The organism is Nostocoides japonicum T1-X7 (genome assembly GCF_001046855.1).
GTDB lineage: Bacteria > Actinomycetota > Actinomycetes > Actinomycetales > Dermatophilaceae > Nostocoides > Nostocoides japonicum.
On the sequence record NZ_HF570958.1, the window covers coordinates 4787081 to 4789286 of the forward strand.

Annotated in this window: 1 protein-coding gene; it reads left to right on the forward strand. The window is 71.8% G+C overall.

Features of this window, described 5'->3' with window-relative positions:
- The first annotated feature begins 1185 nt into the window (after positions 1–1185).
- Positions 1186–2187, forward strand: a complete 1002-nt coding sequence (locus BN12_RS21750) for a LacI family DNA-binding transcriptional regulator (protein ID WP_048556747.1) — start codon at positions 1186–1188, stop codon at positions 2185–2187.
- The last annotated feature ends 19 nt before the right edge of the window (positions 2188–2206 follow it).

Sequence of the window (2206 nt, forward strand, 5' to 3'; positions counted from 1 at the left end):
TGGCGACGCTCCGATGGTCCCTGGATACCTCAACCGGATGGGCGCCCCCCGGGTCGAGGTACGTGGTCACGCCGCGAAGATCCCTGGATACCTCGACCGGAGTCTGCCTGGCTCGGATCGAGGTATTCGGTGACGCTGCGAGAGGCCGGGTCCCTGGATACCTCGACCGCGATGAGCGCCGCCCGAGTCGAGGTACGTGGCGACGCTCCGATGGTCCCTGGATACCTCGACCCGATGAGCACCCCCCGAGTCGAGGTATGTCGTGACGCGAAGATCCCTGGATACCTCGACCGAAACCGCCCCATCCGAGTCGAGGTACGTGGTGACGCTCCGATGGTCCCTGGATACCTCGACCGCGACGAGCACCGCCCGAGTCGAGGTACGTGGTGACCCGGCGGGTTCCCTGGATACCTCGACCGAAACCGCCCCATCCGAGTCGAGGTATGTCGTGACGCTCCGATGGTCCCTGGATACCTCGACCCGATGAGCACCCCCCGGGTCGAGGTGCGTGGCGACGCTCCGATGGTCCCTGGATACCTCAACCGGATGGGCGCCGCCCGGGTCGAGGTACGTGGCGACGCTGCGAAGGCCCCTGGATACCTCGACCGGAGTCTGTCTGGCTCGGGTCGAGGTATTCGGTGACGCTGCGAGGGGCCGGCTCCCTGGATACCTCGACCGAAACCCGCCCCACCCGAGTCGAGGTATGTCGTGACGCCGCGAAGATCCCTGAATACCTCGACCGGATGGGCGCCCCCTGGGTCGAGGTACGTGGTGACTCTCCGATGGTCACTGGATACCTCGACCCGATGAGCACCCCCTGGGTCGAGGTACGTGGTGACGCTCCGATGGTCCCTGGACACCTCGACCGAAACCCGCCCCACCCGAGTCGAGGTATGTCGTGACGCCGCGAAGATCCCTGGATACCTCGACCGGGCCGAGGTCGCCGCCTTCTACGATCGCGGTGACACCGGCGCGAGCATGGTGACGCCGCCCCGGGATGCCGGCCGGCACGGAGGCGAGATCACCCGTGGAGGAGGGACGATGGGCAACGCGGGTGGTGTCGGCGCGGCGAAGGGTCGGGCACGGGCAACGGACGAGGCCGGTGACACCAGCGCCGCGCAGGGTCGGACACCGGCACCAGGCGAGGCGGCTGGCACCGGGGCGCAGGAGGGTCGGTCGCCGACGATGGCGGACATCGCGGCATACCTCGGCATGTCTCGCCAGACCGTCTCGCTCGTCCTCGGCGAGGCTCCCGGACCGAGCGCGGAGACGCGCGAGCGGGTCAAGGCGGCAGCGGAGCGGCTCGGCTACCGGCCGCACCTCGGCGCCCAGGCGCTCCGCCGCGCGCGGAGCACCGACATCGGGGTCGTCTTCACGCCCTCCCACGCGACGGAGCCGGAGGTCCTCGACGGCGTCTATCCCGCAGCTGCCGCCCATGGCTGCGGCGTCATCGTCAGCCCGCAGACGGCGACCCGGTCGACCGCCGACGCCGTCGCCGAGCTGCTCGGCCACCGCTGCTCGGCCATCGTCGTCATCGGGTCCGACCTGCGCCGCGCGGCCCTCGACGACCTCGCGCGCCGCATACCCGTCCCGCTCGCCCACGTGGGCTACGGGCGGCGGAACGCGCTCTACGACGTCGTCCGATCGGCCGGCGACACCGGCATCGAGGCGGTCGTCGACCATCTCGTCGGGCTCGGCCACCGGCACATCGCCTACGTGCACACCCCCTCGCTCACGCCCACCCACGTCCGCAGGACGGGGTACCGTCGCGCGATGCGCCGCCACGGGCTCGGCGAGGAGATCGTCGCCGAGCAGGGAGCCGTCGCCGAGGAGGCCGGAGCCGTCGCCGCCCGCGGGATCCTCGACGGGGGCCGGCTGCCGACCGCCATCGTCGCGGCGAACGACCAGGCCGCGCTCGGGGTCGTCGAGACCCTCCTGCGGCACGGCGTGCGGATCCCCGAGGACGTCTCGGTGACGGGGTTCGACGACGCCCCGCTCGCGCGGTTCAGCTTCCTCGACCTCACGACGGTGAACCAGGACGCCGGCCGCCTGGGGACGGCCGCCGTCGAGGCCGTCGTCCGCCGACGCGAGGACCCGGGCCGGGAGCCCGTCGAGACCGTCGTGCCGACCACCCTCGTCGTCCGGGGCTCGACGGCGCCGCCCGGACCGACGGCCGGTCGTCGGTGACGCGGGCTCGTCCGGCCCG

Coding starts and splice junctions, on each gene's coding strand:
- BN12_RS21750 (WP_048556747.1), top strand. CDS start 1,186: ATGGCGGACATCGCGGCATACCTCGGCATGTCTCGCCAGACCGTCTCG.